We start from the raw sequence: 15,037 nt of genomic DNA, 5'->3' as shown, positions 1-15,037 counted from the left end.
GGGATGACGCAGGAGCGATGAGGGGTGAGGGGTTAGTCCCTCACCAGCGCGCGCAGCGCGTCGATCCGGTCCGCCTCGTGCACCGGCTTGTCCCACCGGATGCGGTGGATGCGCGGGAAGCGCATGGCGAGGCCGGACTTGTGGCGCTTGCTCGCATGCACCGAATCGAACGCGACTTCGAACACCAGACTCTTGTCGGTCTCGCGCACGGGGCCGAAGCGGTTCACCGTGTTCTGGCGCACGTGCCGGTCGATCTTTTTGAGCTCCGCATCGGTGAAGCCCGAATAGGCTTTGCCCACGGGCAGCAGGTCCGCGCCCGCGTCCGGGTCGCCATCCCAGCAGCCGAAGGTGTAGTCCGAATAGAAGCTGGAGCGTTTGCCAGACCCGCGCTGCGCATACATCAGCACGCAGTCGATCAGCAGCGGGTCGCGCTTCCACTTGTACCACAGGCCGGTGCGGCGACCGGGCACGTAGGGCGAATCGCGCCGCTTGAGCATCAGCCCCTCGATCGCATCGTCGCGTGCGCCTTCGCGGATCTGCGCGAGATGCTCGAAATCACGCGCTTCGACGATGGCGCTGAGATCGAAGCGCTCGGATGGCAGCCGCGCCATCAACTCTTCGAGGATCGAGCGCCGCTCAGTCCATGGCCTGTCGCGCAGATTGTCGCCGTCGAGCGAGAGCACGTCATAGACGCGCACGAAGGCGGGGCTTTCGGCCAGCATCTTCTTGGAGACGGTCTTGCGGCCGAGCCGTTGCTGCAGCGCGTTGAAGCTGGCCGCGCCTCCCGCCTCGCCGCCCTGGACCGCTCCCTGCACCAGCAGCTCCCCGTCGAGGATCGCGGGAAAGTCCAGCGCGGGCAGCATTTCGGGGAAGGTGTGGGAGATATCGTCGCCGCCGCGCGAATAGAGGCGGGTTTCGCCATTCTCGCCTTCGCCGGCATGCACCAGTTGCACCCGGATGCCGTCCCACTTCCACTCGGCGACATAGTCTTCCAGGCTGACCACCGTGTCTTCCAGCGGATGCGCGAGCATGAAGGGTTTGAACAGCGGGATATCCGCCATGTCCGGCGGGTCCGCACCCTTTGCCGCCCAGGCAAACAGCTCCGAATAGGGGGGCTTCAGCCCGTGCCAGTACTCTTCCACATCCTCTACCGGCACATCGAAGGCATCCGCGAAGGCGACCTTCGCCAGCCGCGCCGAAATCCCGATCCGCATCGCCCCCGTGGCAAGCTTCAGCAGCGCGTAACGGCCCGACACATCGAGCCGGTCGAGCAGCGCGGGCAGTTCGGTCAGGACCGACTTGCGCGTCATGGCGTCAAGCAGCGCGACCGTCTCGCTGACCGTGGGCGGGGAGGGCGCGTCTTCCGGCGCCAGCTGCTCCTGGGGCCACAGCAGGCTTGCGGTCTCTGCCGTGTCGCCCACGAAATCGCGGCTGAGCGTCCACAGCACCGGGTCTACCCTATCCTTCAGGATGGTGCGGATGGTGGAGGATTTGACCGCCGGGAAATCGAGCCCGTCGCTCAGCGCCGCAAGCGCCCAGCCGCGATCGGGATCGGGCGTGGCGCGCAGGTATTCGCCGATCAGCCGCAGCTTCTCGTTCCGGCTGCGGGTATAGACAAGCGCGTCGATCAGGGCGGCGAATTTCTCCATCAGTGGGGCAAACCCTCTTTTCGGAAGGGTGAATCGCAGGTACTCATTTCCCGAGACGGCAAGCATACGCCGGTTTCGAAAGGGAAAGGTCCACTGTCATGACAATCAGGTTCTTCGCGGCGTCGCTCGCCATGGTCGCCACTCCGCTGGCGCTGGCCGCCGCTCCGGTCGCTGCGCAGGGAGCTGAGGCCGCGCTGACGATCGAAACGCCGATCGAAACGCTGATGGCCGACGAGGCTGCGCGCGCTGTCGTCGTCGCCGAGCTGCCCGATCTCGAGGCGAGCCAGTACTACCCGTACATCAAGAGCATGAGCCTCAAGGAAATCCAGCCCCAGTCGCAGGGTGCGATCACCGAGGAAATGCTGGCAAGGATTGCAGCCGGCCTCGCCGAGATCGACTGATCCGACGCGCGCGGGCGGGGGTGGCTCGGTCATCCCCGTCAATCGTCCTCGTCCTCGTAACCGACCAGCGCGAGCGCGCGTGCGGGCCGCTGGTGCAGCTGGCACCAGCGTAGCAGCGCCTCCTCGCGGCCGTGGGTGATCCAGGTTTCCTGCGGGTTCACTTCGCGGATCGTATCGGTCAGCTCGCCCCAGTCGGCATGGTCCGAGATGACCAGGGGCAGCTCGACATTGCGCTGCCTTGCGCGCTGGCGAACGCGCATCCAGCCTGACGCCATGGCGGTGATCGGATCGGGCAGGCGGCGGCTCCACCGGTCGTTGAGCGCCGAGGGCGGGCACACCACGATGTGGCCGCGCATGTCGTCCTTCGTGTGATCGGAGACGAGTCGAAGCTCGCCCAAGTCGACGCCGTGTTCCTCGTACAGCCGGCACATTTTCTCCATCGCGCCGTGGAGGTAGATCGGGTCGGTGTGCCCTGCCGCTCGCAGTTCGGCGATCACCCGCTGCGCCTTGCCCAGCGCATAGGCGCCCACCAGCACGCACGAATCGGGATGCGCCGCCAGCCGGTCGGTCAGCTTGGCCATCTCGCCCGCGATGGGCGGATGGGTGAATACGGGAAGGCCGAAGGTCGCCTCGGTGATGAAGATGTCGCACGGCGTCACTTCGAAGGGCGGGCAGGTCGGATCCGGGCGGCGCTTGTAATCGCCGGTGACGACGATCCGCTCGCCCGCATGCTCAAGCAATATCTGCGCGCTGCCCAGCACGTGGCCTGCGGGGATATAGGTCGCATCGACGCCGCCCTTCAGGCGGATCGTCTCTCCGTAGCGAACGGGCATCGCCTTGTGTGGGATGTCACCCGCGTCGTCCTCAGCCCCGGTGCGATAGCGCAGCTCCATGATCGCGAGCGTTTCGGGCGTGGCAAACGTGGTGCCGTGCCCGCCGCGCGCGTGGTCTGCATGGCCATGGGTAACGAGCGCGGTATCGACTGCGCGCGACGGATCGACCCACGCATCGGCAGGCACCACGTAGATGCCGTGCGGGTGTGGCTGGATCCAGGAAAAGGGCGCGGCGGGCATGAGGGTGAAAGCACCCTGCCATGCCCGCCGTTCCCGGTTTAGCTTTCGCTGTCCTTGTCCGCGCCCGTTTCGGCACCGCTTTCGGGCGTCGCCTTCTTCTTCGGCGCGGCTTTCTTGCGCTTGCCCTTGGGCGGGGCGGGCGTGAGTTCGAAGTGCGGCTTGCCGTCCTTCATGGTCACGTTGACCTCGCCGCCATCGGCCAGCTTGCCGAACAATAGTTCCTCGGCCAGCGGCTGCTTGATCTTTTCCTGGATCAGGCGGCCCATCGGGCGCGCGCCGTAGAGCCGGTCGTAGCCCTTGTCGCCGAGCCAAGTCTTCGCCGCATCGTCGAACTGGATGTCGACATTCTGTTCGGCCAGCTGGAGTTCGAGCTGGATGATGAACTTGTCGACGACCCGCGCGATGGTGTCCTTGCCCAGGTAGCCGAACGGCACGATCGCATCGAGACGGTTGCGGAATTCGGGGGTGAACATCTGCTTCACCGCCTCCTCGCTCGCATCTTCCTTGCTCACGTCGCCGAAGCCGATGCCGCTGCGCGCCATGTCCGCCGCGCCCGCATTGGTCGTCATGATCAGCACCACGTTGCGGAAATCGACCGTCTTGCCGTGGTGGTCGGTCAGGCGGCCATTATCCATCACCTGCAGCAGGATGTTGAACAGGTCCGGATGTGCCTTCTCGATCTCGTCGAGCAGCAGCACGGAGTGCGGGTTCTGGTCGACCGCATCGGTCAGCAGACCGCCCTGGTCGTAGCCGACATAACCCGGAGGCGCACCGATCAGGCGCGAGACCGAGTGCCGTTCCATATATTCGGACATGTCGAACCGCTTGAGTTCGATGCCCATGATGGAGGCGAGCTGGCGCGCGACTTCGGTCTTGCCGACGCCGGTGGGCCCGGAGAACAGGAACGAGCCGATGGGCTTGTCCGGATCGCGCAGGCCCGCGCGGGAGAGCTTCATCGCGGTGGCCAGCTTCTTCACCGCCGGGTCCTGCCCGAAGACGACCTGCTTCAGATCGCGTTCGAGGTTTTCGAGCGCGGTCTTGTCGTCCTTGCTGACAGATTTCGGCGGAATGCGTGCCATCGTGGCGATCACCGCCTCGATCTCGCGCGCGGTGATCTTCTTCTTGCGGCGGCTGGGCGGCACCAGCATCTGCATCGCGCCGACTTCGTCCACCACGTCGATCGCCTTGTCGGGCAGCTTGCGGTCGTTGATGTAGCGCGCGGAGAGTTCCACCGCGGTTTTCAGCGCATCGGCGGTGTAGGTCACCTTGTGGTGCTGTTCGAACGCGGACTTGAGACCCTTGAGGATCTTCACGGTATCCTCGATCGTGGGCTCGTTGACGTCGATCTTCTGGAACCGGCGCAGCAGCGCGCGGTCCTTTTCGAAGTGATTGCGGAATTCCTTGTAGGTGGTCGATCCGATGCAGCGGATCGCGCCGGATGAAAGCGCGGGCTTCAGCAGGTTGGATGCATCCATCGCCCCGCCGCTGGTCGCGCCGGCGCCGATCACCGTGTGAATCTCGTCGATGAACAGGATCGCGTGCGGCATCTTTTCCAGTTCGGAGACGACCTGCTTGAGCCGTTCCTCGAAATCGCCGCGATACCGCGTGCCCGCGAGCAGAGCGCCCATGTCGAGCGAGTAGATCACTGCCTCTTCCAGCACTTCGGGCACATCGCCTTCGACGATCTTGCGCGCGAGGCCTTCCGCAATCGCGGTCTTCCCGACGCCCGGATCGCCGACGTAGAGCGGGTTGTTCTTCGAGCGGCGGCACAGGATCTGCACCGTGCGGTCCACTTCTGGTCCGCGCCCGATCAGCGGGTCGATCTTGCCGCTGTCCGCCTTCGCGTTGAGGTTGACCGTGAACTGGTCGAGCGCGGTTTCCTTCTTGTTGCCCTTGGCCTCTTCCTTCTCCTCGGCCTCGGCTTCGTCGCTGCCACGCGGAGAGCGCGGCTCGATCGCCTGGCCGCTCTTGCCGATGCCGTGGCTGATGAAGCTGACCGCATCGAGCCGGCTCATGTCCTGCTGCTGCAGGAAATAGACCGCGTAGGAATCGCGTTCGGAAAACAGCGCAACCAGCACGTTGGCGCCCGTCACCATGTCCTTGCCGGAAGACTGGACGTGCAGGATCGCACGCTGCACCACGCGCTGGAAACCGGCGGTGGGCTGCGGTTCGCCCGCCTCGTCCGCCTTCAGCGACTGGTATTCCTGATCCAGATAGGTGCGCACCACATCCGCCAGTTCGGCCAGGTCCACCCCGCAGGCGCCCATCACCTCTGCCGCGTCGTCGTCCGCGATCAGCGCCAGCAGCAGATGTTCGAGCGTGGCATATTCGTGCCGCCGTTCGCGCGCACCGTCGAGCGCGGCGTGGAGGGTCTTTTCGAGATTTTGCGCAAAGCTAGGCATAGGTATCCTGCGAGATTTGGCAGCGGGATCGGCAGCTGCGGATTGTCACCGGGGATTCGCGCGACCCAGTTTGTGCCTGAGGAGTGAGCGCGGGGTGAACGACTACGGAGGAATATTGGTTGCCGCCCCGCAGGTGTGAAGGGCGGACCGCTCTCATTCCCCATTTTTCCTGGAAAACAGCGCTTCGGCGGCGTCGCGCTGCTTGGAATAGCGCAGACGATACTGTTCCACCCGCGCGATCTCCACCTGCAGCAGGCGTATCCGGTCGTCGAGTTCGAACTGCGAGAGGCGTGACAGATCGTCGGCAGCCAGCTGGCTGGCCGCATCGCTGGTGGGGCGGGGGCCGACGTCTTCTTCCATCCCCGCACTCTCCTCCCAGTCCCGCTTGCTGTCAATGCGGCGCGTGGCTAGGGCGCGGGCTGACACAGGATGCGACGGGGGAAAATGCAGTGCCAGCCGTACCCGACACGATGCGCGCGACCGGCTATGCTGAAACCGGCGGGCCGGAAGTTCTCGGCCTTCGGGAGGATGCGGCGGTTCCGCGTCCCGGCGCGGGCGAAGTGCTGCTCAAGGTCGCCTATGCCGGGGTCAACCGGCCGGATTGCATCCAGCGCGCCGGGCACTATCCGCCACCGCCGGGCGCCTCGCCGATCCTGGGGCTCGAGGCTTCGGGAGAGATCGTGGCCGTGGGCGAAGGCGTGGATGTGTCCTGGCTGGGCGAACAGGTCTGTGCGCTGACGCCGGGCGGGGCCTATGCCGAATATTGCGTGGTGCCAGAGGGCCATATGCTGCCCGTGCCCGATGTGCTGACCATGGCGGAGGCCGCTGCGCTGCCCGAGACGCTGTTCACCGTGTGGCACAACGTCTTCCAGCGCGGCATGGCGCGCGATGGCGAGATGCTGCTGGTCCATGGCGGCACGAGTGGAATCGGGACCATGGCGATCATGCTGGCCAAGGCCTTCGGGCTGGGCGTGATCGTGACCGCGGGCAGCGAGGAAAAGTGCGATGCCGCCAGGGCCGTCGGCGCGGACCACGCGATCGACTACAAGACCACCGATTTCGTGGAAGCCGTGGGGCTGATCACCGGCGGCGACGGGGTGGACGTGGTGCTCGACATGGTTTCGGGCGATTACGTGTCGCGCAACCTCAAGTGCCTCAAGCCCGATGGGCGGCACGTGACCATCGCGGTTCTCGGCGGGCTCAAGGCCCAGATCAACATGGCGCTGGTGATGTCCAAGCGGCTGGTGCTGACCGGATCGACGCTGCGCCCCCGATCGGACGCGTTCAAGACCGCGCTGCGCGACGAGATCGCGCGCGAGGCATGGCCGCTGGTGGAAGATGGCACCATCCGCCCGGTGATGGACGAGATCTTCGCGCTGGCCGACGCCGACAAGGCACATGCCCGGATGGAGAATGGCGACCATATCGGCAAAATCGTTCTCGCCATCGACGAGGATCTTTCACGATCAGGACTTTCATCTGACAGGTAAGACTGTGGATATTCGCAGTATTGTCACGATTTTGTGAGTCGGCTGTAACAAAGGCCCCCTAAGCCTCGGAGCATACAACCTGGCGAAACCACAGTTTTTCGCCGGATGTGTTCTGGACGAACAACAGGGGCCGGCCACCACCATGCTCGACCAAACGTCACCAGCAGGCTTGCCGAAAGCGTTTTCCGCTTTTGCCGGCGAGTTCGACAATGTCGCCAGCTTCCCGCCGGTCGAACCCTCCGTGCCCGAGCCGGAAGACGGCAAGCGCCGCCGCTATCGCACGATCTGGATCAGCGACGTGCACCTGGGCACCAAGGGCTGCAATGCGGAAATGCTGATCGACTTCCTCGACAGCACCGATAGCGAGACGATGTATCTGGTCGGCGACATCATCGACGGCTGGCGGCTGAAGAAGAAGTTCTACTGGCCCGCCTCGCACAACGACATCGTGTGGCGGATCCTGAAGCGCGCCAAGCGCGGCACGCGGATCGTCTACATTCCCGGCAATCACGACGAGGTGGTGCGGCCGTTTTCCGGCATGAATTTCGGCGACGTCGAAATCCGTCGCGCGGCCTTCCACACCACCGCCGACGGGCGCCGGCTGATGGTGCTGCACGGCGACGAGTTCGATACCGTGATGCTCACCCATAGGTGGCTCGCTTTCGTCGGCGACACCGCCTATCATCTGATGATGGCGCTCAACGGATGGGTCAACAAGGCCCGCAACGCGCTCGGGATGCCCTATTGGTCGCTGTCGAAGGCGGCCAAGCACAAGGTGAAGAATGCGGTCGAGTTCATTTCCAAGTACGAGGAAATCGTGGCCCGCGCAGCCGGGGAGCGCGGGGTCGACGGCGTGGTGTGCGGCCATATCCACACTGCCGAACACCGCATGTTCCAGCATAATGGCCGCGATATCGAATACTGGAACGACGGCGACTGGGTCGAAGGATGCAATGCGCTGGTCGAGCATTTCGACGGGCGGATGGAAGTGCTTCAATGGGCGGACGAGATCGCACGGCGCACCGTCGTGGAGCCCGACGATGACCGGCAGGAAGGCGCCGCGCGCGCGGTCGCGTGATGCTGCTGCTCGAACCGGGCGGGCTGGCTGACCTCGTGGGGACGCCGCCCAAATCGATCGCCATCGTCAGCGATGCCTGGCACCCGCAGATGAACGGCGTGGTCCGCACGCTGACCACCACCTGCGACATCCTGCGCGAGAGCGGGCACCGGGTGGAGGTGATCTCGCCCGATCAGTATCCGTCGGTTCCATGCCCGACCTATCCCGAAATCCGCCTGGCGCTGACCATGCCGGGCACGGTCGGGCGCAAGCTCGCCAAGCTCCAGCCCGATGCGGTGCATATTGCCACGGAAGGCCCGCTGGGTCTTTCGGCACGCCGCTATTGCCTTGCCAAGGCGGTGCCTTTCACCACCGCCTATCACACGCAATTCCCGGACTATGTCTCCCGGCGGACCTACCTGCCGCCCGACGCCTTCTGGCCCTATATCCGCTGGTTTCACCGCCCCGCCCAAAGGGTGATGGTGGCGACGGAGAGCATCCGCGAGGAACTGCGCGCGCAGGGCCTCACCCGGCTGCACCATTGGGGCCGGGGCGTCGATCTCGCCGTGTTCCGCCCCGATCTTGGCCTGTCACCCGATTTCGAGGGGCTGGCCCGGCCGATCCAGCTCTATGTCGGGCGCGTCGCGGTGGAGAAGAACATCGAGGCCTTCCTCAAGACCGACCAGCCAGGCACCAAGGTGATCGTGGGCGATGGCCCGGCGTTCAGCGACCTCGAGGCGCGCTATCCCGAGGCGGTCTTCCTCGGTAAACGCGGGGGCGACGATCTCGCCCGCTGCTATGCCGACGCCGACGTCTTCGTGTTTCCCAGCAAGACCGACACCTTCGGCCTCGTCATGATCGAGGCGCTGGCCTGCGGCACGCCCGTTGCGGCCTACCCCGTGCCGGGCCCGCGCGACATCCTGACCGAAGAGGTCGGCGCGATGGGCGACGATCTGGACCAGGCGATTGCCGACGCGCTGACGCGCGACCGGGCCGCGTGCGCCGCCTTCGGCGCGAAGTTCAGCTGGGAAGCGGCAACCGCGCAGTTCCTCGCCGGGCTTGAGGAATTCGACGGCGAGTGCCTTACTCCCTGATCATTGGCTGACCGCGGCTTCCAGAGCGCGGACCCGCGCATCGCGATCTGACTTGCCCTGAAGGGCCGCGGCCCTTACACTGGGCGCGACGTGGCCGCTCCTGCATGGGGCGGCCCTTTCATTTTCAGCCCCGCCCGAACCTGCCGGGGCACGCATTTTCAGGATGACCATCATGGCCGACCAACCGACCCCGCTGATGCCCCATGCGACCGCCACCTGGCTGGTCGACAATACCGGGCTCAGCTTCGAACAGATCGCGCAATTCTGCGGACTGCACATTCTCGAAGTGCAGGCCATGGCGGACGATCTGGCGGGCAGCAAGTATACCGGACGCGACCCGGTCTACGCCGGCGAGCTGACGCAGGAAGAGATCGAGAAGGGCCAGGCGGACAGCAGCTACAGCCTCAAGATGCAGAAGGCCCCCGCCGAAGTCACGCGCACCAAGGGGCCGCGCTACACGCCGGTCTCCAAGCGGCAGGACAAGCCCGACGGCATCGCCTGGATCCTGCGCAACCACCCCGAAATGTCGGACGCGCAGATCTCCAAGCTGATCGGCACGACGCGCAACACCATCGGTGCGATCCGCGATCGCACGCACTGGAACATCCAGAACATCCAGCCCAAGGACCCGGTGACGCTGGGCCTGTGTTCGCAGCGCGAACTGGATGCGGTGGTCAAGGCCGCGGCGAAGAAGGCGGGCCTCGAAAATGCCGCTGCCGACCCGCAGGTCGAAGCGAGCGACAAGGCCCGGCTGATCGAGGAACTGCGGCGCGAGCGCCAGGAAAACGAGAAAGCCGCCGCCGAGGCCGCGCAGGAAGCCGAAGCCGCCGCATGGCTCCAGGCCAAGCGCGCGAGCGAGGAAGAGCAGCTCAGCGGTGCGCCGCTCGATACCGGAGCCGCTCCCGAAGCCGATAGCGATACGGATGAGGCGGTCGACACGAGCGATCAGGGTTAAGATTTTCGGCCCAGCCGCCTAGCAAATGCTTGCGCGGCGGCGCGCGGGGCCTCATCAGGCTTACATGGATGTAAGCAAGCTGCCCTATCACCACCCGCGCCCGTGGGACGCTCCCATCGAGACGACCACCATGCCCGCCCTGTTCGGGCGGGCGGTGGATTCCCATCCGGATCGCACGCTGGTCGAATTCCTCGGTCGCAAGCTCAGTTACCAGGCGATGCACGCCGAAGCGCGGCGTTTCGCCGCAGGCTTGCAGCAGGCCGGGATCGGGCGGGGCGATCGGGTGGGGCTGTTCCTGCCCAACGTGCCGATCTACCTTTCCGCCTATTACGGGGCGATGATGGCGGGCGCGACGGTGGTCAATTTCTCGCCGCTCTATTCGGTCGACGAACTGTCCCACCAGGTCGAGGATTCGGGCACGCGGCTGCTGGTGACGGTGGATGCGGCCCAGCTTTACGAAACGGCGGCTGCCGTGCTCGAGCAATCCTCTCTCCAGACGCTTGTCGTGGGCGAGCTTTCGGACATGCTGCCCCTGTTCAAGGGGCTGGGCCTCAAGCTGTTCAAGAGCGGTTCGGTCGCGAAGCCCGCTTACGGCGAGCAAATCGTCAACTGGCGCGATATGCTGCCCCGCGCCGAACCGCGCCATCTGGACATCACGCCCGACGAGATTGCGCTGCTGCAATATACCGGCGGCACCACCGGGCGCCCCAAGGGCGCGATGCTCAGCCATGCGAACCTTGCCGCGAACGCGCAGCAGGTGAACGCGATCGACCCGTTCGACCGCAGCGAGCCCGACATCATCATGGGCGCGCTGCCGCTGTTCCACGTGTTCGCCAATACCTGCGTGCTCAACCGCAGCATCGTGCGCGGGGCAACCATCGCGATGGTGCCGCGCTTCGATGCGACCGACGTGCTGAAAACGCTCAAGCGCGCGCGCTGCACCGGCTTTCCCGGCGTGCCCACCATGTTCCAGGCGCTGCTCGATCATCCCAGGATCGCGCAGACCGATTTCTCGCAGCTCAGGATCTGCATTTCGGGCGGTGCGCCGCTGGCCGATCCGCTGCGTGAGAAGTGGGAGAAGGTTACGGGCGTGCGGCTGGTCGAAGGCTATGGCCTGACGGAAAGCTCGGGCGTGGTCTCGACCAATCCCTACGAGGCGCAGCGCAAGAACGGCACCATCGGGCAGGTCCTGCCGCAGACGCGGCTGCTGCTGCTCGACAAGGAGGATGCCAGCAAGCTTGCCCCGGAAGGCGAACCGGGAGAACTGGCGATCAACGGCCCGCAGATCATGCAGGGTTACTGGAACCTGCCGCAGGCCGACGCAGAGGTGTTCGTGGAGCACCTGGGCCGCAAGTGGCTGCGCACGGGCGATGTCGCGACCATTGGCGATAACGGCTTCGTGGCCATCGTCGATCGCATCAAGGACATGATCGCCGTGGGCGGCTTCAAGGTCTTCCCCAGCCAGGTCGAGGAAGTGCTGCAGGAAAACCCTGCCATCCGCGACGTGCTCGTGATCGGCGTGCCCGACGACTACAAGGGCGAGGTGCCGCGCGCCTACGTCACGCTCAACGCAGATGTCCGCGCACCCAGCGCCGAGGCATTGCGCGACTGGCTCAATTCCCGCGTCGGCAAGCACGAGAGGGTGGACGAGGTGGTGATCCGCAAGGACCTGCCGGTCACGATGGTCGGCAAGCTCGATCGCAAGGCGCTGCGGGCCGAAGTGCTGGACTGAAGAACCGCACGCCGGACAGAGGAAGGGGCGCACCGCCAGCTGGCAGCACGCCCCTCGCTCCTCCCGTCCAGGGATTAGTAGTAGTTCGAACTCGGCGCGTTTTCGCGGTCGTTGTCGGCCGAGGTGTCCGGCGCGAAGGGCGAGATGCCGAGATCGGCCGTGGTCGAGGACGACGGCGCCTGCGTCTCGCTCGCGCCGTTGCCGTCCGTGGAGGCCTGGCTCGATGCGGAGCTGTTCGTCGAGTGGCTTTCGGCATCGCGCGGGGCGAAGCGGCCCTGCACGGCGGCGCCCTGTTCCACGGTGAGCGCTTCGTAATGCACGTCGCCGTTGATCGTCGCGCTGCGCAGGATCACCAGTTCGCGGGCGTGGATGGAACCGTCCACCCGCCCGGCCAGACGCGCACTTTCCGCCTGAATCTCACCGGTGATCTGGCTGCCTTCGCCCTGCACCAGCGAAGCGCACTCGATGTCGCCTTCAACCGTGCCGTCGATATGCAGTTCGGTCGATGCGGAGATGTTGCCGGTAATGGTGACGTCCGCACCGAGGACGGAGAAGCTGCCCGAGGAAGAGCCGTTCTTAGACACCGGCGTCGCCTTGGGTGTTGCCGGCCGTGCGGGTGCTGCTGGGGCCGGGGTTTCGGCGGGCTTTTTTGAGAACATCGGGGGCTAACTCCAGAAATGTGCGCGGGTTGACTGCGGTGCCGTTCACTCGAACCTCGAAATGCAGGTGCGGGCCGGTCGATCGACCCGTGCTGCCAATAGCGCCGATCACCGCGCCTGCTTCAACCCGGTCTCCCACCTGCGCTTCAAAACGCGACATGTGGGCGTAACGGGTTAACAGGCCCTGCCCGTGGCTGATTTCCACCACGTTACCATAGCCGCCCCGGCGACCCACGAATGTCACCTTGCCGCGCGCTGTCGCATAGATCGGTGCGCCCATCGCGCCCGGAAAATCGAGCCCCTTGTGCATTGCCGCACGGCCGGTGAACGGATCGCGGCGCAGCCCGTAGGACGAATTGGCAGCCGGTGCGTCGGTCGGCTTGATCTGCGGCACGCCCGCCAGCGTCGATTCAAGCGCGGCCAGCCGCGTCAGGCTGAGGCCGAGACGTTCGAAGCGCGGGTCGATCTCGCCATCGGCGAAAACGGTTTCCAGCGGGCCGCCCCGGGCCCCCTGTTCCGCGCTGGCGAGCATCTTCTGCGGGTCGAGCCCGAGTTCGCGCAGGGCCCACATGGCCTGCTGCGAACGCAGATCTGCGTAATTGGTGAGACCTTCGACAAAGGCGATCTGCCGCGCCTCGATCCGCGCGAGAGCCTCGGCTTCGGGGACTGCGGCGGAAACCTTCTGGACGAGTTCGCTGGTCTCGCCCTCTTCGCTGGAGCCATGCTGGATCGCATCTGCGGGCATGACCTTCATCATTTCCTCGATGAAGTCCTGCCGCTTTTCCAGATCGTGCGTCACCGCGCCGATATCGGCCTGGTAGGCATCCAGCCGTTCCTCGGCGGTGGCCACGCTGGCCTCGCGTTCCATCAGCGCCGCGCGTTCGAGGCTGGACTGATATTGCAGCACGCTCATCACGCCCATGCTGCCGACGAAGGCGACAGATGCGGTCAAAGCGAGGGCGGCGGTCCGCTTCTGCAGGCCCGAACTGATCTTGATGAAGCGAACCTGCCCTTGCGAGCGCATGAAGAACTCGCGCTCCGGAAACCAATGTTCCATGCGCTGCGCCCACGTGACGCGATCATCCGTCCGATTTGTCAAAGCGACCCCTAACCGTTGCTCCGGTCCCGATGCGGGGGGTAACAAGAGGGATGGGGCCGGTCGAATCCTGCGACGAGTCGTTCGGACGAATCGAAGTCTGGTTACGATGAATGGTGAAAATACCTGTCATTAATCATAATTTCCCGGAACCGATCGGCGTTATGCGGGTTTTGCCGCCCTTGTCCGATTCTCTATCTCTCACCCGGCCGGGCGTGCCATTTTCGCGCAGAGGCCGTGGCGGCACCGCTCAGGCAGGCCCACGTATCGGCCTGCTGGGGGGCAGCTTCAATCCCGCGCATGGCGGCCATCGGCGCATCTCGCTCTTCGCCCTGCGCGCGCTGGGGCTGGACGAGGTTTGGTGGCTGGTATCGCCCGGCAATCCGCTCAAGCCGAAAAAGGGCATGGCGCCGTTGCACGCGCGCTACACCTCTGCCGTGGAGCAGGCCCGCCGCGCCCCGATCCGCGTGACCGCGATCGAGCGCGAACTGGGCACCCGCTACACCGTGGATACGATCACCGCGCTTCAGCGCCGCTACCCGAAACGGGACTTCGTGTGGCTGATGGGATCGGACAATCTGATGACATTCCACAGGTGGAAGGCGTGGCGCCGGATCGCGTGGACGCTGCCGATTGCGGTTATCGCAAGACCGGGGTATGAGATGGCAACCGTCGCCAGCCCCGCGGCGGCCATGCTGCGGCGCTTCCGCATGGACGCGGCGCGGTTCGCAAACAGGGGTGAATGGAGCGCACCGATCCTGGTGACCTTGCGTTTTGATCCCGATGCCCGGTCCGCCACCGCCATCCGCGCTGGCGATCCCGACTGGGCTTCGCGCTATGGTGACGCTCTACTCCGCGATCGGGTCACTCACAGGCCCATTCCCGATGTGGGGTCCGACGCGGAGCCCGGGGGCACATGACTCGCATATGCTCCCGACCATTCCCATCTTTCTGGAATGACAGGAGTATCGACCTCGCCCATGACAAACGTGCAAGCCACACCAGTATCCTCCGGCGCGCCCGCGGGAATCACCGCTTCCGGCAAGGGCACGCGCGTGTCTGAAGACCGTTCCGACGAACTGCACGCCATGGTGATGCAGCAGCTGGACGAGGATCAGGCGCAGGACATCGTGACCATCGATCTCGACGGAAAGTCGAGCATGGCCGATCACATGGTGATCGCATCGGGGCGCTCGACCCGGCAGGTCGCCTCGATCGCGCAGAAGCTGGCGGAGAAGATCAAGCAGGACGGGTACGGCCCGGTGCGCCTCGAAGGGCTGCCCGCCGCCGACTGGGTGGTGCTCGACGCGGGCGACGTGGTGGTCCACCTGTTCCGCCCCGAAGTGCGCAGCTTCTACAATATCGAACGCATGTGGTCCTTCGGCGACGAGGACAAGATGGCCGCGGGCGGGAACGCGTAGGCGGCGCA

Annotated in this window: 14 protein-coding genes; 8 read left to right on the top strand and 6 right to left on the bottom strand. The window is 65.4% G+C overall.

What is annotated here, in order from left to right; all coding sequences use genetic code 11:
• Positions 1-32: 32 nt before the first annotated feature.
• Positions 33-1,649, bottom strand: a complete 1,617-nt coding sequence (locus ADAD_RS0102650) for a cisplatin damage response ATP-dependent DNA ligase (protein ID WP_010408961.1) — start codon at positions 1,647-1,649, stop codon at positions 33-35.
• A gap of 98 nt (positions 1,650-1,747) precedes the next feature.
• Here ADAD_RS0102650 and ADAD_RS0102645 point away from each other — a divergent pair, with 98 nt between their 5' ends.
• Positions 1,748-2,050, top strand: coding sequence for a hypothetical protein (locus ADAD_RS0102645; protein ID WP_010408956.1), 303 nt, complete (start codon positions 1,748-1,750; stop codon positions 2,048-2,050).
• Positions 2,051-2,088: 38 nt separating this feature from the next.
• Here the strand turns inward: ADAD_RS0102645 and ADAD_RS0102640 are convergent, their stop codons facing one another.
• The 3 genes from ADAD_RS0102640 to ADAD_RS0102630 all read right to left on the bottom strand — a co-directional run bounded on the left by ADAD_RS0102640 (position 2,089) and on the right by ADAD_RS0102630 (position 5,885).
• Entirely contained in the window at positions 2,089-3,123 is a 1,035-nt protein-coding gene (locus ADAD_RS0102640; RefSeq protein WP_010408954.1) for a ligase-associated DNA damage response exonuclease, read from the bottom strand.
• Between the two features lie 38 nt (positions 3,124-3,161).
• The gene (gene clpA / locus ADAD_RS0102635) at positions 3,162-5,525 is read right to left on the bottom strand and encodes an ATP-dependent Clp protease ATP-binding subunit ClpA (RefSeq protein WP_010408948.1); all 2,364 of its coding nucleotides are present in this window, start codon (positions 5,523-5,525) and stop codon (positions 3,162-3,164) included.
• 153 nt (positions 5,526-5,678) lie between these two features.
• Positions 5,679-5,885, bottom strand: coding sequence for a DUF1192 domain-containing protein (locus ADAD_RS0102630; protein ID WP_010408946.1), 207 nt, complete (start codon positions 5,883-5,885; stop codon positions 5,679-5,681).
• A 110-nt stretch (positions 5,886-5,995) separates the two neighbouring features.
• Between ADAD_RS0102630 and ADAD_RS0102625 the strand changes: the two genes are divergently transcribed.
• From ADAD_RS0102625 to ADAD_RS0102605, 5 genes are all read left to right on the top strand, one after another.
• Complete coding sequence (locus tag ADAD_RS0102625; protein WP_010408943.1) at positions 5,996-7,015, top strand: NAD(P)H-quinone oxidoreductase; 1,020 nt, start codon at positions 5,996-5,998, stop codon at positions 7,013-7,015.
• A gap of 142 nt (positions 7,016-7,157) precedes the next feature.
• The gene (locus ADAD_RS0102620) at positions 7,158-8,093 is read left to right on the top strand and encodes a UDP-2,3-diacylglucosamine diphosphatase (RefSeq protein WP_192807566.1); all 936 of its coding nucleotides are present in this window, start codon (positions 7,158-7,160) and stop codon (positions 8,091-8,093) included.
• On the top strand, positions 8,093-9,166 hold the full coding sequence (locus ADAD_RS0102615) for a glycosyltransferase family 4 protein (protein ID WP_010408940.1): 1,074 nt from the start codon (positions 8,093-8,095) through the stop codon (positions 9,164-9,166). The genes ADAD_RS0102620 and ADAD_RS0102615 overlap by 1 nt, the downstream gene beginning before the upstream one ends.
• A 172-nt stretch (positions 9,167-9,338) precedes the next feature.
• Entirely contained in the window at positions 9,339-10,121 is a 783-nt protein-coding gene (locus tag ADAD_RS0102610; protein ID WP_050803694.1) for a DUF1013 domain-containing protein, read from the top strand.
• 64 nt (positions 10,122-10,185) lie between these two features.
• Complete coding sequence (locus ADAD_RS0102605) at positions 10,186-11,853, top strand: long-chain-fatty-acid--CoA ligase (protein WP_029139853.1); 1,668 nt, start codon at positions 10,186-10,188, stop codon at positions 11,851-11,853.
• A 74-nt stretch (positions 11,854-11,927) separates the two neighbouring features.
• Here ADAD_RS0102605 and ADAD_RS17325 read toward each other — a convergent pair whose 3' ends face one another.
• Positions 11,928-12,437, bottom strand: coding sequence for a polymer-forming cytoskeletal protein (locus tag ADAD_RS17325; protein ID WP_010408934.1), 510 nt, complete (start codon positions 12,435-12,437; stop codon positions 11,928-11,930).
• On the bottom strand, positions 12,430-13,569 hold the full coding sequence (locus ADAD_RS0102595; RefSeq protein WP_010408932.1) for a M23 family metallopeptidase: 1,140 nt from the start codon (positions 13,567-13,569) through the stop codon (positions 12,430-12,432). The genes ADAD_RS17325 and ADAD_RS0102595 overlap by 8 nt, the downstream gene beginning before the upstream one ends.
• A gap of 254 nt (positions 13,570-13,823) precedes the next feature.
• Between ADAD_RS0102595 and ADAD_RS0102590 the strand changes: the two genes are divergently transcribed.
• Both ADAD_RS0102590 and rsfS read left to right on the top strand, forming a co-directional pair.
• Complete coding sequence (locus tag ADAD_RS0102590; protein ID WP_010408930.1) at positions 13,824-14,528, top strand: nicotinate-nucleotide adenylyltransferase; 705 nt, start codon at positions 13,824-13,826, stop codon at positions 14,526-14,528.
• A gap of 60 nt (positions 14,529-14,588) precedes the next feature.
• Positions 14,589-15,029 (top strand): ribosome silencing factor, encoded by a 441-nt coding sequence (gene rsfS, locus ADAD_RS0102585; RefSeq protein ID WP_010408928.1) that lies wholly within the window; start codon positions 14,589-14,591, stop codon positions 15,027-15,029.
• The last annotated feature ends 8 nt before the right edge of the window (positions 15,030-15,037 follow it).

This window comes from Citromicrobium sp. JLT1363, from assembly GCF_000186705.1.
Lineage (GTDB): Bacteria > Pseudomonadota > Alphaproteobacteria > Sphingomonadales > Sphingomonadaceae > Alteriqipengyuania.
This window is presented reverse-complemented; position numbering and strand designations above follow the sequence as displayed.